The following is a 24,856-nucleotide window of genomic DNA, read 5'->3' as shown; positions in this document are numbered from 1 at the left end:
GCCGTACGCGCACCTGCAACATGACGCGTGTCGCGCGACGTTATCCGGACCGGACGCGCAGTGGCGACCTGGGGGCGCGGCGAGGCGTTATCAGGAGAACGGCCGTCCCCACGGCGTGTAAGCGTGTGGCAGGCTGCCGACCATGTCAATGCCACAAGCAGCGGCCGAGACGCATCCGGCAGCCGTCGGCGCGGAGGACGACGGACCCGGACCGATCGGTCGCTGGATCGCCGCCGACCGCGTCCGCGCGGTCGCGATCGCCCTCATCATCGTGTCCGTCGCGTCGCGCGCCGGGCTGGCCGCCCGTGGCTGGTTCTCACAGGACGAGTTCGTCATCGCCGCGCAGGTGCTCGACACCCGCCTGGATCCGGACTATCTGCTGGGCACCTTCAACAACCACCTCATGCCGGCCGGGCTGGCGGTCGCGTGGCTGATGGTCCGGGCGGCCGGTTTCGCCGGCTGGCCGTGGATCCTGCTGCTGGCGGCCGGGCAGGCGGCGGTGGGGATCGCCCTCTACCGGCTGCTGCGTGACCTGCTGCGGCCCGGCTGGGGGCTGCTGGTCCCGCTGAGCCTGTTCCTGTTCAGCCCGCTGACCCTCGAGGTGTCGTCGCTGTGGCTGGTCGGGCTGCTCGTCCTGCCGCCGCAGCTCGCCCTGGTCCTCGCGGTGGCGGCCCAGGTCCGCTACGTGCGTACCGGCCGTATGCGGCACCTCGTGCTTGTGGCGTTCTGGGTGGTGTTCGGCCTGCTCTTCGACACCAAGGCGCTGCTGATCGTGCCGCTGCTGTTCCTGCTGACCGCGTTCCTGTTCACCAAGGGCCGCGCGTGGCGCAGCCTGGTGAGCACTGTCGTGCGGTTCTGGCCGGCGTGGCTGATGCTCACCGTGCTGTCCGGGGCGTACCTGGCGTACTACCTGACCCGCCCGGCCCGAGGGCTGGACGAGCCCACCTCGGTCGGGCAGGTCTTCTCCTTCCTCGGCGACCTGATCGGCGACACGGTGGTGCCGGGCCTGCTCGGCGGGCCGTGGCGCTGGACGTACGCCGGTGACGGGCCGCCGCTGTCCGACCCGTACGACATCGCGAAGTGGCTGTCCTGGGCGGTGCTCGCGGCGCTGATCGTGGTCACCGTGCGGCGGCGGCCGTCCGCCGGGCGGGCCTGGCTGCTGCTCGCCTGCTACCTCGGCCTGGTCGCTGCGCTGTTCGCGGTGACCCGGCTCGGCGGGCCGCTCGGGCCGCTGGTCGGCGTCGTCCCCCGCTACGTCGCGGACGTGGTGCTGGTGGCCGCGATCTGCGTCGGGGTGGCGCTGCTCGGGATGAAGGACCACGACGAGGACGACGTGTCCGCGTGGCCGCTGCCGACGGTGCTGCGGGAGCCGGGCGCCTTCGCCGTCGGCCTGGTCTCGATGGTGGTGCTGCTGGCGACCATCGGCGTGGGCACGCTGTGGAGCACCGCGCGGTTCGGCGACAACTGGAGCACCAAGCACGGCCGGGACTACCTGGCCACCACGCAGGCCGAGCTGGCCGCCGCGCCGCCGGGCACCGTCTTCTTCGACACGATCGTGCCGGACCGGGTGGTGGCCGGGTACTTCTGGCCGGACAACCTCCAGTCCCACTTCTTCCGCCCGGCCCAGCGCCGGCCGACGTTCGTGACGATGAGCGAGAAGCCGTCGACGTTCGACGAGAACGGCCGGATCCGTCCGGTGGTGGTCGAGGGACGCAAGGTCGCGCCCGGCACCGTGGAGGGCTGCGGGCACCTGGCCGAGGGCGGCCGGACCGCCCGGATCCCGATGGACGGCTACCTGGTGGAGTGGCCGTACGTGGTGCACTTCGGCTACGTCAGCTCCGGCGACTCGACGGCGGTGTTCAAGCTCGGCGACGCCACCCGCGAGATCACGCTCAAGAGCGGGCTGAACGACGTGTTCTTCATGCTGGAGGGCGCCGGGTCCGCCGTCGAGCTGACGGTGAACACGCCGGGAGTCAGGTTGTGCACCAACCTGATCACCATCGGCCGGGCGGTGCCGAAGCCGTAATGACCGGACGTCGCGCCGAGGGCGGCGGCCCCGCGGTCCGGCGGTGGCGGGAGGCGCTGCCGCTGTACCTCGTGGCGGTCGTCGCCACCGTGTTCATCCTGGCGCCGCTCGCGGCACCGGGCTATGCGCTGCGGTACGACATGGTGTTCGTTCCCCGGCAGCCGCTGAGCTGGGATCTGGTGGCCCCGGCGCAGAGCCTGCCCCGGGCGGTGCCGATGGACGCGCTGGTCTCGCTGGTGACGCAGCTCGTGCCGGGCTGGGTGGTGCAGCGGGTGGCGCTGGCCGGTGCGGTCCTGTTCGCCGCCGTGGGCGCCGGACGGCTGGTGCCGACGCAGCGGCGTGCGGTGCGACTGGTCGCCGCCGTGGCGTACGCGTGGACGCCGTATCTGGCCGAGCGGCTGCTGATCGGGCAGTGGGGGCTGCTGCTGGCGTACGCCGCACTGCCCTGGCTGGTGCGGGCGGCGCTGGACCTGCGGGCTGGCCGTGACGGCGCGCTCGCCCGGGTGGTGCTGCTCGCCGCGCCCGCCGCGATCACCCCGACCGGCGGCCTGATCGCGCTGGCGACGGTGCTGGTCCTGGCGGCGGACCGGGCCCGGCTGCGGATGTCGGCGGTAGCGGTGGGCGGTGTCGCGCTGCTGAACGCCCCGTGGATCGTGGCGGCCCTGGTCACCGGTGCGGGTGGCACGTCCGACCCGGCGGGTGTGGCGGCGTTCGCGGCGCGCGCCGAGAACTGGGCCGGCCCGCTGGTGGCGCTCGCGGGCACCGGCGGCATCTGGAACGTGCAGGCCACCCCGTCCAGCCGGTCCACCACGCTGGCCCCGCTGGCGACTGTGGTGCTCGTGGTCCTGGCGCTGGTCGGCGCGGGCCTGCTGCGACGCCGGCTGCCGGCGGGCGCGGCGGTACGGCTCGGCGTGCTGGCCGGCGGCGGGTACCTGCTGGCCGCCCTCGCCGTGCTGCCCGGCGGCAACGCGGCGCTGAGCTGGGCGGTGGCGCACGTGCCGGGCGCGGGACTGCTCCGCGACGGGCAGAAGTTCCTCGCGCCGTACGCCCTCGTGCTCGTGGTGTGCGCGGCGCTCGGCGCCGAGCGGCTGGTGGCCCGGATCGACCGGGAGGTCGGCGGGATCGTGCTGGCCGGGCTGCTGCTCCTGCCCGTGGCCGCGATGCCGGACCTGGCGTTCGGCGGGGCCGGCCGGATCAGCCCGGTGCGCTACCCGGCGGACTGGCGGGCGGTCGCCGAGCGCCTGCCCGACGACCCGGGTGAGGTGCTCGCCCTGCCGCTGACCACCTACCGGGCCTATCCGTGGAACCCGGGCCGGGTGGTGCTCGACCCGGCACCCCGCTACCTGCCGGGAACCGTGCTCACCGACGACACGCTGGTGGTCGACGACGTGGCGGTGGCCGGGGAGAATCCGCGCCTGCGCGAGGTGCGCCGGGTGCTCGCCGGGGGGCGGCCCGTCTCGGCCACCGGCGTGGACTGGGTGGTGGTGCAGCACGGCACGCCGAGCACAGTGGACCCGGCCGTCCTGGCTGGTCTCGACCTCCGGTACGAGGGCGAATCGCTGAGCCTCTACCGGAACCCGGCGGCGTCGGGGCCGCCGCAGCGGGCCGGAGCCGCCCGCTGGCTCGTCGTGCTGGCGTGCGGAACTGCCGTTCTGGCGGTCATGGCTGCCGCCTTTTCGACCCTACGCCGGCGAGCTACTGCGTGGTAACGTCCGCTCGCACGTCTCACCATCGGAGGAATGGCATGCGTAGAGCTTTGACCCTTGTCGTGTCCGGCCTGGTGGCGGCGTTGCTGGGGATCCTGGCCCTCGGCGGGCTGTCGGCCGCCGCGACCGCCACGGCGGACGAGGCCGCGGCCGAGGCGCGCAGCGCCTCGGAGGCGGCCAAGCGGGCCGGGAAGCAGGACCCGTACGCCCCCGAGGTCTACGGCAACAGGTAGGACGGGTCGCCCCGCCGCTGCACCCGGCGGGGCGAGTCCGCGGTCTCCAGCAGGGTCGCGAAGCGCTCCCCCGCCACCGGCCAGGTGAAGTTCGCCGCGTGCCGCCGGGCCTGAGCGCCCATCTCCGCGCGCAGTCCGTCGTCGTGCAGCAGCGCGCGCACCTTCGCCAGGTAGTCGTCGATGTCGTCGGCCAGCAGGCCGGTACGCCCGTCGACCACCGCCTCCGCGACGCCGCCCGCCTCCCGGAACGCCACTGTCGGCGTACCCGCCGCGCCAGCCTCCACGATCGTCAGCCCCCAGCCCTCCTTCAGCGACGGCGTCAGGGCGACCCAGGCCGAGGCGAGCAGCGCGGCCTTCTCCTCCTCCGTCACGAAGCCCCGGAAGTCCACCCGGTCGGCGATGTCCAGCTCGTCGGCGACCTCGCGCAGGTGCGACTCCCACCAGCCCTGACCGGCGACCACCAGCCGGAGCTGCGGCAGCTCGTCGGCGAGCGCCGCGACCGCGCGCAGCGCCACCTCCACCCGCTTGTGCGGCACCAGCCGGTTGAGCGTCACGAGCAGCGGGAACGGGGCGCGCTCGGCGTCGGTGCGGGGCAGCTCCGGCGTGCCGTTGTAGACCACCGAGACCTGCTCGGGCGGTACGCCGAGGGTGGCGAGTTCGCGCCGGGTCGCCTCGGACACGGTGACGTACCGGCAGCGCCGGTAGACGCGTACCGCAAGCGACGACTCGACCCACCAGCCGAACCGGGCGGCCCACTGCGGCAGGACCACCGGCCACTGCTCGCGGTGCACGTGGTGGATCAGCTTGACCACCGGGCGGCGGGCCCAGAGCGGGGAGAGGAACGGCAGGCCGTTGCAGACGTCGACCAGGATGTCCGGCCGGCCGCCCCGGCGCGCGGCGAGGGGGCCGAGGCCGAACGCCCCGGCCAGGTAGCAGAGCGCGGCCCAGAGGTAGACGGTGTGCCGGCCGCCGCGCCGGACGAACCGGATGCCCTCGTCGTTCACCTCGTCGGCGGGAGCCTCGCGGTGCGCGGCGCAGAACAGGGTGGCGCGGAATCCGCGCGCCACCAGCTCGGCGGCGATCCGTTCCACGTACACCTCGGAACCGCCGCCCTCGGGGTTGCGAGTGTCTCGCCAGTTGAGGAACAGCACGTGTCCGGGCATGCCGAAGCGACGCTCCACGCGAACCCTACTCTCAAGTAATTTAGCGGTGCGCGTCACATTAAGGGCTCGGCTTCCGCCCGGCAATGCCCCGACCGGCGGCGTCGGGCCGCCGGCCGTCGCCGGGTGACTCGGGGTGAGCGGGGTGTTACTGCTAGGCCGGTGCCGCGACGTCCGGCGTGGTGGCCGGCGCGGGGGCCGTGGTCACGGGTGTCCCGGACGCCGGTCCGCGCCCGGTCGGCCGGCCACGGCGCTGCGTGCCGAGCATCTGGAGCGGGCGCTCGACGCCGTAGTAGCTGGCCGCCGCGTACATCAGCCCGAAGATCATGGTCAGGGCGAAGACGTTGACGAAGTCGCCGGTGAACAGCGGCCGGTCCTCGAGCAGGTAGATCAGCTCGATGACCAGCGGGTGCCACAGGAACAGCCCGTACGACACGTGGCCCATCCACCGCGCCGACCCGGTGCTGAAGACCTCCTTCGCCCGGGTCCGGCCGCCGAACGCCACCGGGACCGTGATCAGGACGGCGATCAGGAGGTAGAGCGCCATCTTGGTGCCGAACTCGACGGCGGTCGGGCTGGTCAGGTCGCGCGGGCCGGCGATCGGCGTCGTCGCGATCGCCATCACCGCGACCGCCGCGCCCCAGCAGGCGAGCGGCGCCGAGGCGAGATCGTCGAGCACCCGGAAGGCGGCCGGCGCGGTGCCGGTACGCAGGGCCACGTGCGCCGCGGCCAGCGCCATGCCGCCGCCGAACCAGGCGCCGTACGACGGGAACCACATCGTGTGCAGTGCGCCGTCGAGCCAGCCGGCGCCCATCATGGCGACCCACGCGAGGGTCAGCAGCGCCCCGGACGAGGCGAGCAGGACGGTGCGGACGGGACGCCAGGTCCGGCCCACGGCGAGCACGGCGAGCAGTGGCAGGAGCAGGTAGAAGACGACCTCGGTGGCGAGGCTCCAGGTCTGGCTGAGCCCGTGCCGCAGCTGACCCGGGCCGTAGATCTGGGTGAGCGTGAGGTGACGCAGCCAGTCACCGGCCGACACCGGGTGGTTGCCGGGCAGGACGACGAAGCAGACCACCACCGCCAGCCAGTACGCGGGCAGGATCCGCAGCGCGCGGCGCCAGAAGTAGCGCTTGGTGCGGGGCCGGGGCCGTCCGGTGGCGACGGTGAGCGCCCACGGGCGGAACAGCAGGAAGCCGGAGAGCACGAAGAAGATCGCCACACCCACGTCCAGGCGCGCCAACCAGCCGCCCCACGTGGTGTTCATGGTGACGGCGGTCTGGAAGCCGACGTGGTGACCGACGACCGCCACGGCGCCGATCGCTCGCAGCGCGTCGAGGGCGGGAAGACGGCCCGTTACCGGTGGCTCCGGGATTGTTGGCGTGGTGGCTGTGGACATCTGGACATCCAGGGGGTCGCTTTTGCAGGTGACTGGGGAGTAACCTCCCGCCAATGCTAAGGATCGGGTGCCCCGGACGACAGACCGTAGGGCGGCAGGTTACAGGAGGATGAGTGAAGCTTCGCGTGGGCGCCGCGCTCTTCGGGCTAGGTGTCTTGTTGCTGGTCTTCGCGGCCGGGCTGCCGTTCTACGTGGCCCCCGCCGTGACCAAGCTGCCCTATGACCTGGAACCAACGACGTCCGTCGCGGAGGCGAAGGGCGCGAAGTTCCTGCAGATCAAGTCCGAAGCGGGCGCGGTGAGCATCGAGGTGCCGCAGGCCGATCTCGTGTCCAGCATCGAGGTCATCCCGCAGCCGGAGGACACCAAGGACCGCGTGCCCAAGGAGCTGAAGGGCGACGCGGTCATCTGGAACGTCTTCCAGACGGTCAAGCGCAGCGACAACCAGGATGTGATCAGCCAGTACAGCACCGAGCTGGCGCTCTACCGCATCTCCGGCGCGGCGGCGCCGTGGGACGAGCAGTGGCTCAACGAGTCCGGCGCGGAGCAGACCCCGGTCGGCAACGTGCGCTACTCGGGCCAGATCTACAAGTTCCCGTTCGGCACCGGCAAGCGTGACTACCAGGTGTTCGACCGCGACCTGAAGAAGACGTTCCCGGCGCGGTTCACCGGCACCGAGAAGATCAAGGGCGTCGAGACGTACCGCTTCGAGCAGCGGATCGAGAACGAGCCGCTGAACACCCCGGCGGACAGCGTCAAGACGCTGCTGGGCAAGTTCGCGCCGACCGCGACCAGCGGCCAGGTCGTCTACAGCAACACCCGTACGCTCTGGGTGGACCCGGTGACCGGCGCGTACGTCAAGGTGCGCGAGCAGCAGTACAAGGAGCTGCGTCCGGACACCGGTGCCCCGACCGTGCTGCTGGACGCGGACTTCAACTACAACGACGACACGATCAGCCGCAGCGTCGAGACGGTGAAGGACAACCGTTTCAAGATCGGCATGATCAGTGTCTGGGGCCCGATCATCGCCGGTGTGCTCGGCCTGATCGCCCTGATCGCGGGCGTGTGGCTGGTGACCCGGCCCAGGGGTGACGGCAGCGCCCGGCACCGGGCGGACGCGCCGACCTCCGACCCGACGCCGACCCGCGTCGACCAGGAGCCCGTGGGTGGCCCGCTCGACGACGAGATCCCGCCGGCGTCGACGAACTGGCGGTCCGACGATCCGTCGGTGCCGGCCCAGCGTTCGGGCGCCGGTGAGGTGGAGCGCCGCTGACCGGTTCGCCGGAAGCACGACGGAGGGGTGGGCCGCATCGCGGTCCACCCCTCCGTCGTGAAGATCTCCCATGCGGGCGAACCTACTTTACATTCGTTACTCGATTGTAACGGCCAGATATCCGGTGACTTTCCGTCGCGTTCACCGTCATCTATGCCCGGTTTGACGCGACATTTCGCCCTCCAGGCCGACCCTGGCCTGGGGTCTCGTGACGCCTGGTCACCTGCACCTCTCGCCTCGGTGTTACCGCTGGGTAATCAGGGGGTTGTGAGCTGCACCGCATCGGGTGCACGATCAGGCTCGATCGTTACCCGTCGGTAACAGAGGGCGGGCCCGGCGCGGGCCGCTGGTTCCCCACCGGCCGCCGCGCACATTCGTTCGAGGAGGAACCCGTGCAGAATCGGCTCGACAACCAGGGTCGTACCCGGTGGCGGCGGTTCGCCGCCATGATCGTGCCCACCACGGCCGCCGCCGGTGCCATCCTGTTCGGCATGTCGACCGGCGCCATCGCCTCCGACATCACCGTGTCCGGGCAGACGTTCAAGATCGGCGCCGAACGCCTGGAGGGTGAGGGCTTCAAGCAGTACGGCGGCATCGTCCGCGAGAAGGGCGAGGACGGCAAGGCCGGCGCGACCCGCCCGGTCGCGATGGCCGAGATCAGCAGCGCCGAGCTGTACAAGCTCTGCCAGTCCGTCCGCGCCGACCTGCCCGGCCTGCCGGTGGTGCTCACCATCAACGCCGGTGAGGGCAAGGACCCCGCCCGGGCCAAGGACCTCGTGATCGCGATGGACTCGCTCGAGGGCAACGCGACCTTCACCAACATCAAGATCGGACGCGACGCCAGCGACCTCAACCCGACGGCGCAGCGCGGCTCGTTCGGCCAGAACTCCGACCGGGTGACCATCCGTGACCTGAAGCAGGTCTCCCGCTACACCACCTCCTCGACGTTCAACCTGGTCGGGCTGCGGCTCAAGGTCAACGTGGGCGACGACGCCAAGGGCAAGGAGTGCTTCTGAGCTGAGCACGGCCCGCGGTGGCCGACCACCGCGGGCCCGCCCGACCGTCCCCGTCCCCGCTCCGCCAGGAGGAGTACGTGACAACCGTCGACCCGTCCCACGCCCGGCCCGGCACCGCGGCCCGGGCATGGCGGACCTTCCGCCGCTGGCAGCGGAGCCGGCCGTTCTGGGGTGGCCTGTTGATCATCCTGGCCGGGGTGGAGATGCTCGCCTCCACCCGGTTGACCCTCAACGGCCTGAGCTTCAGTAGCGGCGCCACCGGCCTGCTATCACTGCTGATCCCGGCCATCCTGGTGACGTGCGGGGTGCTGCTCTGGCTCAGCCCGCCGCAGCGGCTGTTCTACTCGATCGTCGCGGCGATCACCACCGTCTACTCCTTGATCGGGCTCAACCTCGGCGGCTTCTTCCTCGGTCTGCTGCTCGGCATCGTGGGCAGTGCGCTCGCGTTCGCCTGGGTGCCGACCCCTCCGGCTGGTCCCGCCGGTCCGGCCGCCGACGAACCCGAGACCGAGGCGGACGCCGAGGCCGGCACCGTCGTGGACGGGCAGCCCGTGGATACACAGCCCGCGGACGAGCGACCGGCCGTCGAGGTGCCGGCCGGCGTACGGCCGGCCGTCGAGCAGCCGACTGCCGAGCGGCCGGGCGGGGAGCGGCCGGTCCCTCGGCAGTCGGTGAACGGGCAGGCGGCCGGGTCCGACGGCGGGCCGCCGGAGTGGGCGGGCCGATCGGCGGACCCACGCGCCTTCGGCATCGTCCTCGTGGTGCTCGGCCTCGCCGCCGCCGGCCTCGCCGTGCAGCCGCGCGCGGTGCAGGCCGCCCCGAGTAAGCCCACCGCGAGCGCCTGTCCGTCGAAGCCCGCCACGCCGACGCCCGGCGCGAGCGCACCCACGGCGACGCCCACCCCGTCGCCGAGCGCGAGCCCGACGCGGGAGGGCAACATCATCACCGACTTCTTCGAGGGGATCGGTGACCTGTTCAAGGGCAGCAACAAGAAGAACGAGACGCCCTCGCCCACCCCGACCGCGAGCGGATCGGCGGCCCCGACGAGCAAGCCGGCGACCCGCCCCGGCTCGACCGACTGCCCGGCACCGGGCAAGCCGGGCAAAGAGCAACCGGCGAAGCCCGGCAAAGTGGAACCCGGCAAGCCCTTGCCGCGGATCGCTGCGGACCCGAGCCTGCCGAAGGTGGGCCGGACGCCGTCGAAGCTCACCGGTTCCAAGGTCACCATGACCGGGCTGCGGTTCGAGGGGATCACCGACCTGCAGACCGAGCAGGGTGCGCTCAAGGTGCTGAAGTTCAGCATGAAGGAGGCGGTGACCGACGACTTCCTGCTGGTCGCCGACGGTCCACGCGGTCGCACCCAGCGGTACGCGACCCCTCAGCTCGTCGTCCGCGACGACGTCGCGTTCTACTGCACCCGGTTCGTCGGCAAGCTCATCGGCATCAAGCTGACGCTGACCCCGGACCTGCCGTTCCCGGACGGGCTGCCGGTCACGCTGCCCTTCAAGGTGACGTTCACCGACCCGGTCATCGACCTGGCGTACGTCACCAGCAACACGCTCACCGGCGAGCCGCTGCGGTTGACCCTCGGCGGGTAGGGCGACGGGTGCCGGCGGACGCACCGCCGGCACCCGGACCACGGCTCAGATCCGAGCCAGCGCCTTGCGCAGCGGGTCGAGCCCCAGCGAACCCAGGTCGAGCGCCCGGCGGTGGAACTCCTTGAGGTCGAAGTCGGCGCCCTTGCGCGCCTTCGCGTCCTCCCGGGCCTGCAACCAGATCCGCTCGCCCACCTTGTACGAGGGGGCCTGCCCGGGCCAGCCCAGGTAGCGGTTCAGCTCGAAGCGCAGGTTCTCGTCCGGCACCCGGCAGTGCGCCCGCATGAACTCCCAGCCCAGCTCCGGCGTCCACCGCTCGCCCGGGTGGAAGCCGAACGGGTTGTCCTTCGGGATCTCCAGCTCCAGGTGCATGCCGATGTCCACGATGACCCGGGCCGCGCGCAGCGCCTGCCCGTCGAGCATGCCGAGCCGGTCACCCGGGTCGTCGAGGTAGCCCAACTCGTCCATCAGCCGCTCGGAGTAGAGCGCCCAGCCCTCGCCGTGCCCGGAGACCCAGCACAGCAGCCGCTGCCAGCGGTTGAGCAGGTCGGCCCGGACGGCGGTCTGGGCGACCTGGAGGTGGTGACCCGGCACGCCCTCGTGGTAGACGGTGGTCACCTCGCGCCAGGTGGAGAAGTCGGTGATGCCCTGCGGCACCGCCCACCACATCCGGCCCGGCCGGGAGAAGTCCTCGCTCGGGCCGGTGTAGTAGATGGCGCCGTCGCTCGTCGGCGCGAGGCAGCACTCGATCCGGCGTACCTGCTCGGGGATGTCGAAGTGGGTGCCGTTCAGCTCGGTGATCGCCCTGTCGGCGAGCGCCTGCATCCAGTCCCGGAACGCCTCCTTGCCGCGTACCGTCCGCGCCGGGTCGGCGTCGAGCGCGCGTACCGCGTCGTCGACCGAGGCGCCGCGCCCGGCGATCCGTGCGGCCACCGCGCGCATCTCGGCCTCCAGCCGGGCCAGCTCCGCGAAACCCCAGGCGTACGTCTCGTCCAGATCAACAGTCGCGCCGAGGAAGTACTGCGAGGCCAGTTCGTAGCGCTCCCGCCCGGCGGCCTGCTTGTCCCGGCCCACCGGCGCCAGCTCGGTGCGCAGGAACTGGCCGAACTCGGCCGTGGCGGCGGTCGCGGCGGCGGCGCCCTTGCGCAGTTCCGCGCCGAGCGCGCCGTCGGCGTCGAGCCGCTCGACCAGGCCGTGGAAGAAGTCGTCGCCCTCCGGGTCGACCCACACGTCGCACTGCTTGGCGACCTCGACGAGCTGCACCCGCGAGCTGACCCGTCCGGCGGCGGCGGCCTCGCGCAGCGTGCGCTTGTAGCCGTCGAGCGCGGACGCAAAGCGGTTGAGCCGGGCGGCCACGTTCGCCTTCGCCTCCTCGCCGTCGGTCGGCATGAGGTCGAAGACCATCCGGATCTCGTGCAGCCCGCTGGAGATCACGTTGACCTCGCTGCCGGTCTCGCCCGCCTCGTAGCGGGCCAGCTCCAGGCCGAGGCGTTCCTGCATGGCCTCCTGGGCGGTCCGCTCCGCCTCGGTCTCCGGCTCGGTCACGTCGAGTTCGCCGAGCGTGCGGCGGGCCAGGTCGGCGCGGGCCGCGTAACCCTCGGGCGACAGGTCGTCGAGCTGGTCGTCGTAGCCGGCGATGCCGACGTAGGTGGCGCCGGTCGGGCTCAGCGGGGCCCACTCGGCCACGTACCGGTTGGCGAGGTCATCGATTCGTCCCACGAGGCGACCCTACGTGACCCCGCATCCGGAATACCGCGCGACTTCGTCGTACCTCTGCGGCAGAGTGTCAGGGGTGACCGTCGAGATCACTCCTGACCGGGCCCCGGTACGCAGCTGGCTGCCCGGGTTCGTCGCACTCGCCGCCATCTGGGGTTCCAGCTTCCTGTTCATCAAGGTCGGCGTGGCCGAGCTGCACCCGGTGCACCTCACCCTCTACCGGGTGGCCACCGGCGCGCTGACGCTGCTCGTGGTGCTCGCGGTGCTGCGCGACCGGCTGCCCCGCGAGCCCCGGGTCTGGGCGCACATGCTCGTGGTGGCCGCGTTCGGCGTCGCGGTGCCGTTCACCCTGTTCGGCTACGGCGAGCAGCGGGTCGAGTCGATGCTCGCCGGCATCTGGAACGCCACCACGCCGCTGATCGTGCTGCCGCTGGCGGTGCTGGTGTTCCGCACCGAGCGGCTGACCGCCCGGCGTGCGGTCGGGCTGGGGCTGGGCTTCGTCGGCGTCCTCGTGGTGCTCGGCGTCTGGGAGGGCGTCGGTGGCGCCCACTTCGTCGGCCAGCTCATGTGCTTCGGCGCGGCGGCCTGCTACGGGCTGGCCATTCCGTACCAGAAGAGGTTCGTCGCGGGCAGCGCGTACTCCGGTCTGTCGCTGTCGGCGGCGCAGCTGCTGGTGGCGACCGCGCAGCTCGCGCTCGTCGCGCCGTTCGTCGGCACGCCGCCGTCGCCGATCGGCCTCTCCCCGCGCGTGGCGGCGAGCGTGCTGGCGCTCGGCGCGCTCGGCACCGGGCTCGCCTTCGTCATCAACATGCGCAACATCCGGCTGGCCGGGGCGAGCACGGCGTCCACAGTGACGTACCTGATCCCGGTGTTCGCGGTGCTCGTCGGCGCTGTGGTGCTGGGCGAGCGGATGAACTGGCACCAACCGGTCGGCGCGTTCGTGGTGCTCGTCGGCGTCGCGGTCGCCCAGGGCCTGTTCGGGCGGCGCCGCCCGCGCCCGGACGCGGTGGCACCCACCGCCCGTCCGGCCGAAGCGGCCACCCGGGGCTGACTCCTCAGCCGCGGCCGGCCGTCCACTTCACCAGACGGTCGGCCGTCCAGGTGTTCACCACCTGCTTCGCCGGTACGCCGCACAGCGCGGCCCGCTCGCAGCCGAACCGCTGCCAGTCGAGCTGGCCGGGCGCGTGCGCGTCGGTGTCGATGGCGAACCGGCACCCGGCCTCCAGCGCGAGCCGGATCAGCCGCTTCGGCGGATCCTGCCGCTCCGGCCGGGAGTTGATCTCGACGGCCACGTCGTGCTCGGCGCACGCGGCGAAGACGGCGTCCGCGTCGAACTCGCTCTCCTTGCGGGTACGCGCGCGGTGCCCCTTGTCGCCGGGCCCGGTCACCCCGGCGGGCCGGGAGGAGACCATCCGGCCGGTGCAGTGGCCGAGGATGTCCAGGTGCGGGTTCGCGATCGCGGTCAGCATCCGGCGCGTCATCTTCGCCCGGTCGTCGTTGAGGCCGCTGTGCACCGAGCCGACCACCACGTCCAGGCGGGCCAGCAGCTTCTCGTCCTGGTCGAGTGAGCCGTCGGCGAGGATGTCCACCTCGATGCCGGTGAGGATCCGGAAGCCCTTCGGCAGCGCCTCGTTGACGGCTGCGACGTGGTCGAGCTGCTTGCGCAGCCGCTCCGCGGTCAGGCCGCGGGCCACCTTCAGCCGGGGCGAGTGGTCGGTGAGCACCAGGTACTCGTGACCCAGCTCGACCGCGGCCAGCGCCATCTCCTCGATCGGTGAGCCACCGTCGGACCAGTCCGAGTGGGTGTGGCAGTCGCCGCGCAGCGCGTCCCGCAGCTTCGCCGCCGCCTCGTCCAGGTCGGTGCCCTCGGTCGCCAGCAACCGGCGCAGGTAGACCGGCTCCTCGCCGGCCAGCGACTCGGCCACGCAGCGGGCGGTGACGTCACCGACGCCGGGCAGCTCGGTCAGCTTGCCGGTGCGGGCCCGCTCGGCCACCTCGGCGGCGGGCAGCGCGCCGAGCGTGTTCGCCGCCGACCGGAACGCCCGCACCCGGTAGGTGGCCTCGTTGGCCCGTTCCAGCAGGAACGCGATCCGGCGCAGGTCGGCGATGGGATCCCGGGCACTCATGTCCTGGAACCTACGCGCATTCGCCGCCCGCCGGGTGACCCCGCACCGCGAGCCGGTCAGCCGCCGCGCGCCTACCGGCCGGGCGCGGCCGGACAGCCGTGCTTGCGCTGCCAGGTGGTGACCTCGGCGACCGGCGAGCGGTTGCCGCCCTTGCGCCACGAGTTCAGGTACGGCGCGGGCCAGACCACGCCCCGGCGGATCCACCAGTCGTCACTGCCCGTGCACTTCGGGGAGAGCCCGAAGTGCAGGTGGCAGACGTTGTTGGCGTTGCCGGTGCGGCCCACCTCGCCGAGCTGCTGCCCGGCGCGCACGCGTACCCCGGCGTCGACACCGGCGGCGATCACGCTCAGGTGCGAGCCGTAGTAGCGCACCCCGTCGTCGCCGAGCAGCGAGACCGAGAGCCCGCCGTTGTTCGGGCCCAGCGGCCCGCGCTTGTCGAACCTGTCGACGCGGCTCACCTCCAGCACCACGCCGTCGGTGACCGCCACCACCGGTTCCCCGCAGTCGGCGAACACGTCGGTGCCCGGGTAGCCGCCGTGCGTCGGGTGATAGTCGACGTTGCCGGACCGTACCGGGAAGACCCGCTTCACGTCGGCGCGCGCCGGCGACGGCGCGGCCGGCGAGGATGCGGCCGACGGCGGGGCCGGATCGGCGGGCTGCGCCGCGGTCGCCACCGCGCTCGGTTCCTGCCACCTGTCGGCGCGCCCGGTGGAGGCGCCGCACCCCCCGGCGGCGAGCGCCGCGACGAGCAGCAGGACCGGGTACGCCGGCCGCGTCCGGCGTCCGATCGATGGCGAGCGCATCCGGTCATCCTGACAGACCACTACCGTAGGGACGAATGCCGAACGCGGGACGGGTGATCCGGGAAAGGGGGCGGCGGTGACGCACGGATGGCACGGCGGACCCGAGGGGGCCGGTCCGGGGGCGTTCCCGCCACCGCGTACGCCCTCCGGGCTGTTCCCGTCGAGCACGTCGATGCGGCCCAGCTACCGCGAGCCGTACCCGATCACCGGCGCCGGCGTCGCAGCCGGCGCGCTCGTCGCGTTCGCCTGGTTGCTGTTGTTCGGGCTGCTCGGCGGCGGCGTGGCCGGTTACGCCTGGTGGACGCTGCTGGCCGGCGGCCTGGCCTGGGTGGCCGCCGCGGTGCTGGTCCGTCACGGCGACAGGGGGGTGGCGACGGGCGTCGCGATCGTCACCGCCGGTGGCTGGAGCATCGCCGCCGGGATCGTCGCGATGCGCTGGGCGCAGACCGGAGACTGGCCGCTCTGGTGACCTTCGGTGCCGGTTTCGCTGCGTAGCGAAGGCCACCTTGACGTACGCGTGAGGACGGTCCACGCTCGCGGTATGGCCTGGACCACACCGCCGCGGCTCGACCCCGAGCGGAGCCGCCGTCGCCTGCAACTCCTCGCCGAGTTGGCCGGTGCCCGTGCGGTGCAGCAGCGGCAGCGGCCGCAGCGGGCCCGCACCGAGCGACTGCGCCAACTCATCGCCACCCGCCGGCGCGTCGTCGGCTGACCGGCTTTCTCTTCAGGAACGGCCGGCCCATACGGGGCGTTGACCGCTCGCCCGCCGATCCGACCGGTTAACGTGCATCGCGTGACGTGTCGGCGTGCTGCCGAGGCTGATTTGGGGGGACCGTGTCGTACTTCGCTGCTGCCGTGGCGCGCGTCGACGGCGGCTGGACCGCCGGTGAGGTGAGCCTGCGCGGCGTCACCGACATCGAGGAGGTGGCCGACCGGCTGCGCGACGTCGAGCCGGACGCCGACCTCTCGCTGCTGTTCGTCGAGGCCGACGACACGTACCTGGTCATCCTGCGCCTGGACGAGGGGGAGGACCTGCGGGTCTTCGGCTCGGACTCGGCGTACGCGGAGGAGTCCCGGCTGGGCGCGCTGCTCGTCGGCGACCTGAAGACCTCGGTGACGGGGCTGGAGGAGGTCGACGAACCGCGCACCTCCGCCGGCGACGACGACAGCGAGCAGCCCGCCGTGGACCCGGAGGCCGACCCGGTCGGCGACGCGGACCTGCTGGCCGACCTGGGCATCCCGGCGCAGAAGCTGCTGACGCTCTGCGCGCACGAGGGCTCCATGCCGGCGGACGTGACAGCCGAGATCTGCCAGGTGCTCGGCTGTGTGGACGAGGTCGAGGAGCTGCGTGAGGTCTGAGCCCGGCCAGTCCCTGACGCCCGGCGCCGCCGAACCGGCAGACGCGACCGATCCGTCGCTGGAGACCGTACGCCCGGGGCAGCCCACCCCCGGCCGGGCCGCGCGCGTCGGTCCCGGCGCCGACGAGGCGCTCGCCGACCCGGGCGCGGTCGGCCGCCGGCAGCGGCACGAGCTGTGGATGCGCCGGGCCCTCGAGGTCGCGGTGACCGGCCCGGACGGTGCCACCCCCGACGCCGACGACGTGCCGGTCGGCGCGGTGCTCTACGGCCCCGACGGCACCGAACTGGCGATCGGGCGCAACGAGCGGGAGCTGACCGGCGACCCGACCGCGCACGCCGAGGTGCTGGCGCTGCGGCGGGCCGCGCAGCGGCTCGGCCGGTGGCGGCTGGACGACTGCACGCTCGTCGTGACGCTCGAACCGTGCACCATGTGCGCCGGGGCGATCGCCCTGGCCCGCGTCTCGACAGTGGTGTTCGGCGCGTGGGAACCCAAGACCGGCGCCGTCGGATCACTCTGGGACGTGCTGCGCGACCGCCGCGTCACGCACCGCCCCGAGGTGTACGGCGGCGTGCTGGAACGCGAGAGCGCGGCGCTGCTGCGCGCCTTCTTCCGCTGAGGGGTTCTGTCTCAGGCGCTCTTGGCTCAGGCGCTTGCCGGCGCGGGGCGCAGCAGCGTCGCGGCCACCCCCTGGGCGACCTCGGTCCATGCGGTCGGACGCAGCGTGGCCGGGTCGAGCCGGACGATCGACCGGGTGCCGGTGGCGTGCACGGTCGCGCCGTCGGTCGAGCGGAACTCGAAGGCGTAACGGGCGCTGCTGGTGCCGAAGTGCTCCAGCCAGAAGTGCACAGCCACCGTGCCGACGCCGATGACCGGCGCCCGGTAGGTGATGGTGAACTCGCGGACCGCGTGGAACACGTCGGGGGTGGCGTGCACGTCGCCGCGGAAGGCGACACCGCGCTCGGCCCAGTACGGCGTCAGCGCGCGTTCCAGCAGCACGGCGTACCGGGCGTTGTGCAGGATGCCCATCGCGTCCAGGTCGTCGAAGTGCACAGGCACGTGCTCGACGTGCCCGAACTCCGCGACCGGCCGGTCGGTGGTGGTGTGGCTCATGACTGGCCTTCCGGTAGCAGGGCCGGCTCCGGGCAGAGCGCCCGCAGCCGGTTCAGCAGGCCCTGGCGGGCGTGCCGGTAGGAGGCGTCCGGGTCGAGCAGACGGGACCGCATCACCGCGCTGATCCCCAGCGCGTCGATCTCGTACGCGAGCAGCGGCACGTCCAGGTCGGCGGGGAGTTCGCCGAGGTCCACCGCCTCCTGGACGAGTCGCTCCAACAGGGCGGTCCAGCGGGACAACGCGTCGGCGAGCCGGTCCCGGACCGGGCCGGGACGGGCGTTGTACTCGAACTCGGTGTTGGCGAAGAAGCAGCCGCCGGGCAGTACCCGGGCGGCGTAGAAGTCGATCCGGGCCTCGTGCAGCGCGCGCAGCCGGCGTACGCCCGGGGGTGCGTCCAGGGCGGGCGCGACGATCATCTCCTGCCACTGCGCCACGGCCCGGTCGACGGTGGCGAGTTGCAGGGCCTCCTTGGAGCGCCAGTGCGCGAAGAGGCCGGACTTGCTCACCTCCAGCCGGTCGGCGAGCTGGGCCAGGGAGAGGCCGTGCAGGCCGACCTCGGTCGCCAGCGCCACTGCGGTGTCCAGCACCGCGGTGCGGGTGCGGTCGCCGCGGGCGACGCGGCCGTCGGAGGTCATGCGATCAGCGTAGGGGAAAGGAGCACGACCGGTCGTATTTATTTCTGTGACGACGGTAACGCGTAACCGCCCCGCCACCGGGCGGTGACGGGGCGGTCCAGGATCGATCAGGTCAGGAGATGATGGTGTCCAGCGCGATCTCGACCATCTGGCCGAACGTCTGCTCGCGCTCCTGCGACGTGGTCTTCTCGCCGGTCTTGATGTGGTCGCTGACGGTCAGGATGGTCAGCGCGCGGGCCTTGAAACGCGCCGCGATCGTGTACAGCGCCGCCGACTCCATCTCCACCGCCAGTACGCCGTAGTCGGCGAGCGTGTCGTACAGGTCCGGCCGGTCCGTGTAGAAGGCGTCCGCCGCCAGGATCGGCCCCACCCGCATGCTGATGCCGCGCCGCTCGGCCACCTCGACCGAGGTACGCAGCAGCCCGAAGTCGGCCACCGGGGCGTAGTCGATCAGGCCGTCGAAGCGCATCCGGTTCATGTTCGAGTCGGTGGACGAACCGATCGCCGCCACCACGTCCCGCAGCTGCAGATCCTCGGTCAGGGCGCCGCAGGAGCCCACCCGGATCAGCGACTTCACGCCGTACTCGTTTACCAGCTCGTGGGCGTAGATCGAGGCGGACGGCATTCCCATGCCGGAGCCCTGGACGGACACGTCGACACCGTTCCACTTCCCGGTGAAGCCCAGCATGCCGCGCACCGTCGTGTAGCAGCGGGCCCCCTCCAGGTAGGTCTCCGCGATCCACTTGGCCCGCAGCGGGTCGCCCGGCATCAGGACCCGCTCGGCGATCTCTCCCGGCTCAGCGCCGATGTGCGTACTCATGGCAAAGATCCTGCCAGGCCGGGCCGAGGGATACCGGTTCGGCGTCCAAGCCGGCGGTCCTGTACCCTCGTCGGCGGTGGCGTGTCCGAGTGGCCTAAGGAGCACGCCTCGAAAGCGTGTGAGGGTTTACGCCCTCCGCGGGTTCAAATCCCGCCGCCACCGCTCGTGAACAGCGAGAACGCCCGGTCGATCCGCGAGGATCGCACCGGGCGTTCCGCTTGTCCCCGTTCGGCAAGCCGGTTGTGTGACGAGGGTCGATGCGCCTATAACTGTTGTCGGCTCCCGCCGACAGTCGGCGGGCTCTGCACGGGGGACAAATGAAGATCAGATCGGTCCTTGCTGTCGGCGTACTCGCCGCTGTCTTGTCGGCCTTCAACTCGCCGGCCTCCGCCCAGGCCGCCGATGTCCTGCAGGTCAACTCTGCCTACAACGACTCGTCGGACGACCTCGGAAGACTGTTCGTCTCCGTCACCTCGTCTCAGCCGGTTGCCGAGATCCGTGCGGAACTCGTCGACGAGGAGACCGGAGCACTGGTCGCGCGCTCCACGGACTTCGTGCTCCACTCGGAGACTCCGGAGAAGACCGTCTTCCGCACGTCGGCGCCCCTGATTCTCGACGCGCTCGGCGACTACCTCGTGCACGTCGAGGTGACCGACGTTGCGGGCAACCACGTACGGCAGGAGCGGGCCGGGTGGATCCTCTACCGGGTCGTCACCTTCCTGGAGGATGTGACGGTCAACCCCAGCACCGTCGACTACGACAACCGGCAGGTGACTGTCCGGGGGGTGCTCAAGGGCCGCTGGCCGGGCACCGGCGAGGTTCGGCCGCTCGTCGACTTCCCGGTCGAGGTCAACAACAGCTTCGAGCCGACCCCGGCCAGCACTGCGTCCGACGGCTCGTTCAGCAAGACGGTCACCATCTACGCCCTCAGCCCGGAAGTGGAGATCTCTTACTCCTACTCCCTGGACCGGCCGTACTTCGAGTACATTCCCCAGCAGTTTTTCCCGATCACCATCGACCCCCGGCAGACCCGAGTCACGGCAACGGTGAACCGCACCCGGGTGGCCGCGGGGCAGAGCGTCCGGCTCTCCGGGCGTCTGTCGTGGCTCACCGCCTCCGGCTGGGCCCCGCATGCCAACCAGGTCAACGACATCTACCTGACCCTGTGCGACGACAACGGCTGTTACGCCACCTACGGCCCGCTGAACACCGATGCCAAGGGCCAGTTTGCAGCAGACGTCGTCCCTATCCAGAGCGGATACTTCCTCGTCGGCTATTCGCCGTCGGACCGATTCGTAGCCAGTAGCTCGGGCCGGACGAAGGTTGTCACCGTAGTGGCGGGTGCTCACCGGTAGCAGAGCGCGCTGTTCGCTCCTGCTGACCCACGACGCGTGTGGTCAGCAGGGGCCGTAGCCCTCGTCGAAGAGGCGGCGGGCCCAGTCCGCGTACCCGGCGATGATCTCGCGGACGGTGACGCCGTCATGCAGGAACAGGTACGCGCGGTCGCCGTGGCGGGCGAGCAGCCCGGCGAAGCGGTGACTGCCGGGCGGTGCCGGCAGGTCGACGGCACCCGGGTACGCGGAACGGGCCTCGCCCACCGGCGAGCCGGCGCTGATGCCTTCGGGTGTGCTCATCGGGTCGTCGAGCCAGAGCAGGACGAGCCGGTCGTCGACGAAGATCGGGCTGACCGATCCGTGCCCGACGAGCGCGGGCCCGCATGCCTCCTCGTCGGCGCGCAGCACGCCGCGCCGGGTCAGGTCCGCCTCGGTGTCGCCGAACTCCGCGTTGCGCAGGCCCTCCAGACTCACCACCTGGGCGGCGCCGACCGGCCGGGTGGGCCACTGTGGATGAACGCCGCTGCCGGCTGCGGACGCGGCAGCAAGCAGTGCGGCAATAAAGCCGAATTGTCGTAGTTTCATGCAATCCCCCAGTCACCAACGGGACCGGGGCGATGAGGTTGCTGCTGTTTGTCGGATTGGCGTAGTTCCCACTCCTCGGCCAGCTCGTCCCAGTAGTCGGCGGACAGTCCACGCCGGCCGTGCGTCAGCCAGCCGTCCGTGTCGCGCTCCAGGTGCAGGCCCAGCTCGGCGAACGGGTCGATCCACGGTCCCGGCTCCGCGCCCAGCCGGGCCAGCGCCGTGTTGATCGGCCACTCGGTTCGCGGCCGGTCCAGCGCGGCGTCGTACCGCGGGCCCCAGCTCACCTCACCGCCGAGCCAGACCACCGCCGACTGATGGCCCAGGCCGCCCGCGAACTCCGCCTCCAGGTACGCCACCGGGCCGCTCCTCGACCACCGGGCCAGCACCTCCGCCAGTGAGGGCGAGAGCACCAGCCGGAACGGGCGCTCGGCGCGCGGCTCGTCGGTGGCGAAGTCCGGCAGGCCACCGGTCAGTTCCTGCACCAGTTGTGGGGTGACAGGCAGAAGCGCGAAGTCCTGGCGGAGCGCGGCGAGCACCGCGTGGTCCAGGTCGGCGGTCTGCTCGCGAAGCAGCTCGACGTCGGCGACCACGGCGCTGAGCTGGTAACTCATCCGGTCCTCTCGGCGTCCACAGGCTGTGGATGGAACATGTGTACGACGGATTGTCGGGCCTGTCGGCGCGCTAGCGAGTGACGCGGCCGATGCCCAACGTACGGGCGCGGCAGCGCTCGCGCATCATCGCGCCCGATACTTGCTCTGCACAGTTGTCGGATCGGGGCGGCGGTGTTCGTAGCCGGGGTGACGGCGGCCGACCAGAGTGAAAGAGGAACCGATGGCGCAGTACCTGATCTCCGTACTCGACGACACGACCGGCTCGGCCACCGAGGCGGAGATGGCCGCGATCGGGGAGCTGCGGCCGTTCCTGGGCGCGTGACAGACGTCGGCGAAGCGCTCACCCGGGTCCACCGCGAGGAGTGGGCCCGGGTCGTCGCCACGCTCGCCCGGCGCATCGGCGATCTCGACGTGGCCGAGGAGATGACAGCCGAGGCGTTCGCCGCAGCCGTCGAACGGTGGTCGGCAGACGGCGTACCGCCGAACCCCGGCGCGTGGCTCACCACCACCGCGTACCGGCGGGCCGTCGACCGGATCCGGCGCGAGAGCCGGCGGGACGACAAGCACCGGGAGGCGCTGATGCTGGCCGACGCACCGGAACCGCTCGGTGTCATCGACGACGACCGGCTCCGCCTGATCTTCACCTGCTGCCACCCGGCGCTGGCCGTGGAGGCGCGGGTGGCGTTGACGCTGCGCCTGGTCGGCGGGCTCACCGTGCCGGAGATCGCGCGGGCGTACCTCGTCCAGGAAGCTGCCATGAGCAGGCGGATCACGCGGGCCAAGACGAAGATCAAGGCGGCCGGGATCCCGTACCGGATGCCGTCCCGCGACGACCTGCCGGCCCGGGTCAGCGGCGTGCTCGCCGTCCTGTACCTGATCTTCAACGAGGGCTACCTCGCCTCCGATCCCGGCAAGGAGGCGGTCCGCGCCGACCTAACCGCCGAGGCGATCCGGCTCACCCGGCTGGTCCGTACGCTGCTGCCCGACGACCATGAGGCCACCGGGCTCCTGGCGCTGATGCTGCTCACCGAGGCCCGCCGGCCCGCCCGGGTCTCCGCGACCGGCGAACTCGTCGTCCTCGCCGAGCAGGACCGCAGCGCCTGGGACCGGGAGTTGATCGCCGAGGGACACGCCCTGGTCCGCGCGTGCATCGCCGCCGGCCGTCCGCCGGGCCGCTACCAGATCCTCGCCGCCATAAACGCCGTCCACACCGACGCCCGCGACGCGCGGGACACCGACTGGGCGCAGGTCGCCGCGCTCTACGACCATTTGGTACGCGTCGACCCGTCGCCGATCGTGCGGCTCAACCGGGCCGTGGCGATCGCCGAACTCGACGGGCCGCAGGTCGCGCTGGCCGAGGTGGACGGGTTGCCGCTGGACGGCTATCACGCGTACCACGCGACGCGTGCCGAGCTGTTGCGCCGGATGGGGCGCGGTGGGGAGGCGCGGGCGGCGTACGACCGGGCGATCGAGTTGGCCGGGAACAGCGCGGAGACGGCGTACCTGAAGCGGCAGCGGGACCAGTTGGGCGCGACAGGTGAGTCTTGCCGCGAGAACGTCTCAGGGCCGGCCCGTGAGGGAGCCGGCCCCAAGCCTGCCAATTGATCTACCGGCTTCTTCCGTACCCACTATCCGGCTTAACCGGCTCCTCCAACCAGGTTCTGTGTCCGATGCAGGTAGGTGTAGTTCTGGGCGGTGCCAGCGACGCTCCGCCGCAGTTGCGTCGTCGCAATGTTGATAGCTGCGCCGGAGAGAGCGGTCAGGGGTGCCTCCAGACCTGGCTCGGTCACTGCTCCAGAGCCAGCGGCAAGGGCGACAAACGCAGCGACCGGCCGGGTGACCCAACCCCACCTCGTGCCTCGCGCTGCCGCTTTCAACTCTGCTGTCGCCTCGGTTATCTCTCGCTCGACCAAGCGATACGCGTCTTGCGGGTGACGGCCCGCTTGCTTCAGTTGATGAAGGAGCTCGTCTACGGCCAGCATGAGTCTTCGTCGCTCGGCGTCATACTTCGTTCTGAAATGCACGAGGTCACTGATCATCACGTCGTCTCTCGGTACCGGCAGGAGTGGGCCGAGGTCAACCTCCCAGCACGCTGTGACGTCATAGCCGGACGTCGGTTCAGTGTTGAATCGATGCGCCGTGCGGATGTCGGTGTGTGGACGCAAACCGCGCGGGCCGGTGCAGCCTGAGCGCGCGTTGTTGTCGGCAGCAATGCGCCCTGCGATGAGGCTGACAACGATGTTGAGCAGGGCAGGTGCAGCGACCAATCGCGAAGGGTTGCCGGGGTGTGGGTAGACTAGATCCTGTCGGCGAAGTTCGTTCGCGACGCTTTTATGCAGCTTGCCGACGTGAAGGGTGCTGAACTCGCCGTCCGGTGGCTCGGCCGGGGGGATCAGGTCATCATGCGGCACCTGTTTCAGGGCATGGCTGAGCTCCCCCTGGACCTCGTGCAGCTCGAATGGTCCGAATGCCTGGTCCGCCTCAAGCGGCCGGTAAAGGCCCGCGTCTTGAACCGCCTTCATGCGGTCGGTCAGCCGGGCTTCCCACCCTGGGGCAACGACAGTGGCTAGGTCATCCCAGTACAAGATTGCCTGCTGCAAGACGGGCACCGGTGCGTTTGCAAAGGGGTAGTAGAGCATCCCGGCCAAGCGAACCTCCACAGGGTGTCTCTCATGCGTACTGTAAGTAAAGGCCACATCTCGATGCGCCTCAAGCTTGCGGAGTAGGCCGTCCGTCTGATTGAAGTTCACCGGTCTGCCCGCGTATCGCATCCTTCATCTGCCTGGACGCCCGCAGATCGACCAGCAACACGGTCCTTAGCGCCGAGCGGGGGGCGCAGGGTCCTCCTCGTGGTCGCTTCTCCGGCCGTAGCCAGGACCGGTCTTGCAGCGAGGTCTGCGATCGTGACGGTGTAACAGGAGATGCTTCGACGGCCCCGAGCCAGAGCGCAGCCCGTAACGTCAGGCGGCGTTGACGTCAGCAGGACGCCAACGACCCGTAGGGATCACTGAGCCATTTTCATCGTGACGGCGCAGGTCACGGGCGGTGTGGGAGGCCGGTGTCCAGGTAGGACGAGGCTCCCGGTAAGACAGCAATCGACCAAGATCAGATGCCCCAACCGGGAGCCTCGCTGTGCTGTCTTACCCTGCCGCGATTCCGTTGTCCACCCGCAGCCTGAACCACCTCGCCGCCCTCATCCGAACCCGCCGCCAGCAGCAACGGTCTCGGTGGCGACGCCTCGACCCCGGCCGGCAAGCCCTGCTCGCCCTGGCCCACCTGCGCAACGGCGACACCTACACCCGCCCGGCCGCCGGATTCGACATCGGCGTCACGACCGCCTGGCGTTATGTCCGC

At 71.5% G+C, this 24,856-nt stretch carries 24 protein-coding genes, 1 tRNA gene and 1 pseudogene; 15 read left to right on the top strand and 11 right to left on the bottom strand.

Annotated features, from left to right (window positions below; all coding sequences use genetic code 11):
* The first annotated feature begins 148 nt into the window (after positions 1-148).
* Genes NMK34_RS29635 through NMK34_RS29625 form a run of 3 tightly spaced genes read left to right on the top strand, consistent with a single transcriptional unit; the run spans position 149 to position 3,965 of the window.
* Positions 149-2,026 carry a hypothetical protein gene (locus NMK34_RS29635; protein ID WP_412098972.1) on the top strand — a complete coding sequence of 626 codons (1,878 nt, stop codon included), beginning with the start codon at positions 149-151 and terminating at the stop codon, positions 2,024-2,026.
* Entirely contained in the window at positions 2,026-3,735 is a 1,710-nt protein-coding gene (locus tag NMK34_RS29630) for a hypothetical protein (protein WP_318336066.1), read from the top strand. The genes NMK34_RS29635 and NMK34_RS29630 overlap by 1 nt, the downstream gene beginning before the upstream one ends.
* 35 nt (positions 3,736-3,770) lie before the next feature.
* A complete protein-coding gene (locus tag NMK34_RS29625; RefSeq protein WP_318336065.1) occupies positions 3,771-3,965 on the top strand; it encodes a hypothetical protein in 195 nt (64 codons plus the stop codon).
* Here the strand turns inward: NMK34_RS29625 and NMK34_RS29620 are convergent.
* Both NMK34_RS29620 and NMK34_RS29615 read right to left on the bottom strand, forming a co-directional pair.
* Positions 3,950-5,128, bottom strand: coding sequence for a glycosyltransferase family 4 protein (locus NMK34_RS29620; protein ID WP_318336460.1), 1,179 nt, complete (start codon positions 5,126-5,128; stop codon positions 3,950-3,952). The genes NMK34_RS29625 and NMK34_RS29620 overlap by 16 nt on opposite strands.
* A gap of 151 nt (positions 5,129-5,279) precedes the next feature.
* On the bottom strand, positions 5,280-6,521 hold the full coding sequence (locus NMK34_RS29615; RefSeq protein WP_318336064.1) for an acyltransferase: 1,242 nt from the start codon (positions 6,519-6,521) through the stop codon (positions 5,280-5,282).
* Positions 6,522-6,634: 113 nt separating this feature from the next.
* Between NMK34_RS29615 and NMK34_RS29610 the strand changes: the two genes are divergently transcribed.
* From NMK34_RS29610 to NMK34_RS29600, 3 genes are all read left to right on the top strand, one after another.
* Positions 6,635-7,792, top strand: a complete 1,158-nt coding sequence (locus tag NMK34_RS29610; protein WP_318336063.1) for a DUF3068 domain-containing protein — start codon at positions 6,635-6,637, stop codon at positions 7,790-7,792.
* 392 nt (positions 7,793-8,184) lie between these two features.
* Complete coding sequence (locus NMK34_RS29605; protein WP_318336062.1) at positions 8,185-8,808, top strand: DUF6230 family protein; 624 nt, start codon at positions 8,185-8,187, stop codon at positions 8,806-8,808.
* 77 nt (positions 8,809-8,885) lie between these two features.
* Entirely contained in the window at positions 8,886-10,406 is a 1,521-nt protein-coding gene (locus NMK34_RS29600; protein ID WP_318336061.1) for a DUF6114 domain-containing protein, read from the top strand.
* 45 nt (positions 10,407-10,451) lie between these two features.
* Here NMK34_RS29600 and NMK34_RS29595 read toward each other — a convergent pair whose 3' ends face one another.
* Complete coding sequence (locus tag NMK34_RS29595; protein WP_318336060.1) at positions 10,452-12,122, bottom strand: DUF885 domain-containing protein; 1,671 nt, start codon at positions 12,120-12,122, stop codon at positions 10,452-10,454.
* Positions 12,123-12,195: 73 nt separating this feature from the next.
* Here NMK34_RS29595 and NMK34_RS29590 point away from each other — a divergent pair.
* A pseudogene (locus NMK34_RS29590) lies at positions 12,196-13,292 on the top strand (DMT family transporter); the annotation flags it as partial.
* Here the strand turns inward: NMK34_RS29590 and NMK34_RS29585 are convergent.
* Both NMK34_RS29585 and NMK34_RS29580 read right to left on the bottom strand, forming a co-directional pair.
* Positions 13,175-14,245, bottom strand: coding sequence for a PHP domain-containing protein (locus NMK34_RS29585; RefSeq protein ID WP_318336059.1), 1,071 nt, complete (start codon positions 14,243-14,245; stop codon positions 13,175-13,177). The pseudogene NMK34_RS29590 and the gene NMK34_RS29585 sit on opposite strands and share 118 nt — an antisense overlap.
* 71 nt (positions 14,246-14,316) lie before the next feature.
* The gene (locus tag NMK34_RS29580) at positions 14,317-15,048 is read right to left on the bottom strand and encodes a M23 family metallopeptidase (RefSeq protein ID WP_318336058.1); all 732 of its coding nucleotides are present in this window, start codon (positions 15,046-15,048) and stop codon (positions 14,317-14,319) included.
* A gap of 172 nt (positions 15,049-15,220) precedes the next feature.
* On the opposite strand from NMK34_RS29580, the gene NMK34_RS29575 reads away from it, so the two are divergent.
* The 4 genes from NMK34_RS29575 to NMK34_RS29560 all read left to right on the top strand — a co-directional run bounded on the left by NMK34_RS29575 (position 15,221) and on the right by NMK34_RS29560 (position 17,023).
* A complete protein-coding gene (locus tag NMK34_RS29575; protein ID WP_318336459.1) occupies positions 15,221-15,517 on the top strand; it encodes a hypothetical protein in 297 nt (98 codons plus the stop codon).
* Positions 15,518-15,589: 72 nt separating this feature from the next.
* Positions 15,590-15,760, top strand: coding sequence for a hypothetical protein (locus tag NMK34_RS29570; protein WP_166457820.1), 171 nt, complete (start codon positions 15,590-15,592; stop codon positions 15,758-15,760).
* A gap of 122 nt (positions 15,761-15,882) precedes the next feature.
* Positions 15,883-16,407 carry a tRNA adenosine deaminase-associated protein gene (locus NMK34_RS29565; RefSeq protein ID WP_318336057.1) on the top strand — a complete coding sequence of 175 codons (525 nt, stop codon included), beginning with the start codon at positions 15,883-15,885 and terminating at the stop codon, positions 16,405-16,407.
* A 172-nt stretch (positions 16,408-16,579) separates the two neighbouring features.
* On the top strand, positions 16,580-17,023 hold the full coding sequence (locus NMK34_RS29560; RefSeq protein WP_412098971.1) for a nucleoside deaminase: 444 nt from the start codon (positions 16,580-16,582) through the stop codon (positions 17,021-17,023).
* Positions 17,024-17,049: 26 nt separating this feature from the next.
* Here NMK34_RS29560 and NMK34_RS29555 read toward each other — a convergent pair whose 3' ends face one another.
* The 3 genes from NMK34_RS29555 to deoD form a co-directional block, all read right to left on the bottom strand.
* Positions 17,050-17,517 carry an acyl-CoA thioesterase gene (locus tag NMK34_RS29555; RefSeq protein WP_318336056.1) on the bottom strand — a complete coding sequence of 156 codons (468 nt, stop codon included), beginning with the start codon at positions 17,515-17,517 and terminating at the stop codon, positions 17,050-17,052.
* Positions 17,514-18,152 carry a TetR/AcrR family transcriptional regulator gene (locus tag NMK34_RS29550; protein ID WP_318336055.1) on the bottom strand — a complete coding sequence of 213 codons (639 nt, stop codon included), beginning with the start codon at positions 18,150-18,152 and terminating at the stop codon, positions 17,514-17,516. The genes NMK34_RS29555 and NMK34_RS29550 overlap by 4 nt, the downstream gene beginning before the upstream one ends.
* Positions 18,153-18,264: 112 nt before the next feature.
* On the bottom strand, positions 18,265-18,972 hold the full coding sequence (gene deoD / locus NMK34_RS29545; RefSeq protein ID WP_318336054.1) for a purine-nucleoside phosphorylase: 708 nt from the start codon (positions 18,970-18,972) through the stop codon (positions 18,265-18,267).
* 75 nt (positions 18,973-19,047) lie between these two features.
* On the opposite strand from deoD, the gene NMK34_RS29540 reads away from it, so the two are divergent.
* Positions 19,048-19,134 (top strand) — tRNA-Ser (locus NMK34_RS29540).
* Positions 19,135-19,289: 155 nt separating this feature from the next.
* Positions 19,290-20,327, top strand: coding sequence for a hypothetical protein (locus NMK34_RS29535; RefSeq protein WP_114919100.1), 1,038 nt, complete (start codon positions 19,290-19,292; stop codon positions 20,325-20,327).
* A 42-nt stretch (positions 20,328-20,369) separates the two neighbouring features.
* Here NMK34_RS29535 and NMK34_RS29530 read toward each other — a convergent pair whose 3' ends face one another.
* A complete protein-coding gene (locus NMK34_RS29530) occupies positions 20,370-20,891 on the bottom strand; it encodes a hypothetical protein (RefSeq protein ID WP_318336053.1) in 522 nt (173 codons plus the stop codon).
* The gene (locus tag NMK34_RS29525) at positions 20,888-21,502 is read right to left on the bottom strand and encodes a hypothetical protein (RefSeq protein ID WP_318336052.1); all 615 of its coding nucleotides are present in this window, start codon (positions 21,500-21,502) and stop codon (positions 20,888-20,890) included. Before NMK34_RS29525 ends, NMK34_RS29530 begins: the two co-directional genes overlap by 4 nt.
* A gap of 318 nt (positions 21,503-21,820) precedes the next feature.
* Between NMK34_RS29525 and NMK34_RS29520 the strand changes: the two genes are divergently transcribed.
* Complete coding sequence (locus NMK34_RS29520; RefSeq protein WP_318336051.1) at positions 21,821-23,107, top strand: RNA polymerase sigma factor; 1,287 nt, start codon at positions 21,821-21,823, stop codon at positions 23,105-23,107.
* A 32-nt stretch (positions 23,108-23,139) separates the two neighbouring features.
* Here NMK34_RS29520 and NMK34_RS29515 read toward each other — a convergent pair whose 3' ends face one another.
* The gene (locus NMK34_RS29515) at positions 23,140-24,141 is read right to left on the bottom strand and encodes a DUF6236 family protein (protein WP_318336050.1); all 1,002 of its coding nucleotides are present in this window, start codon (positions 24,139-24,141) and stop codon (positions 23,140-23,142) included.
* Positions 24,142-24,634: 493 nt separating this feature from the next.
* Here NMK34_RS29515 and NMK34_RS29510 point away from each other — a divergent pair.
* Positions 24,635-24,856 (top strand): transposase family protein (locus tag NMK34_RS29510; RefSeq protein WP_318336049.1); only part of this gene is annotated, 222 nt, incomplete at its 3' end.

It is taken from the genome of Micromonospora sp. BRA006-A (assembly GCF_033433935.1).
GTDB classification, from domain to species: domain Bacteria; phylum Actinomycetota; class Actinomycetes; order Mycobacteriales; family Micromonosporaceae; genus Micromonospora; species Micromonospora aurantiaca.
The sequence above is the reverse complement of the archived record's forward strand: the minus strand, read 5'-3'. Positions and strand labels throughout refer to the sequence as shown.